We start from the raw sequence: 341 nt of genomic DNA, 5'->3' as shown, positions 1-341 counted from the left end.
GGCTACTTTCAGATCTTAGTTTGAAGGAATACGAAGAAAATTTAGCAAAAACAGTCTATAGGTTAAAATTATTTTTAACAAGTTTGTTGCCTATTATTTTTTTAAGTTTATCACTTTTTTCATTAAGTAATAATCCACAGGATGGAGAAAAACTAGATAAAGTTGTTTTATTAACTAGAGAAACAGTACCGAAATCGTATTTCCAGTATCTAGAGATTGGAGAATATAGATTAATTTTTATTGCTGTTACTGTGTTTATGATGCTGATAGGATACATGCTACTAAGTTTTTTTTATCCATTAAATACAAGATTTAATAAACTGATATCGAAATGGTATAGT

At 27.0% G+C, this 341-nt stretch carries 1 protein-coding gene; it reads left to right on the top strand.

Annotation, left to right across the window (positions count from 1 at the left end; genetic code table 11):
• Positions 1-341, top strand: a 341-nt coding sequence (locus C1E99_RS15325) for a hypothetical protein (RefSeq protein WP_238146249.1), incomplete at both ends; no start/stop codon positions are given.

This window comes from Streptococcus suis, assembly GCF_002964045.1.
In the GTDB taxonomy this organism is placed as follows: domain Bacteria; phylum Bacillota; class Bacilli; order Lactobacillales; family Streptococcaceae; genus Streptococcus; species Streptococcus suis_U.
Note: the sequence above shows the minus strand (reverse complement) of the source record. Positions and strands in the feature narration are given on the sequence as shown.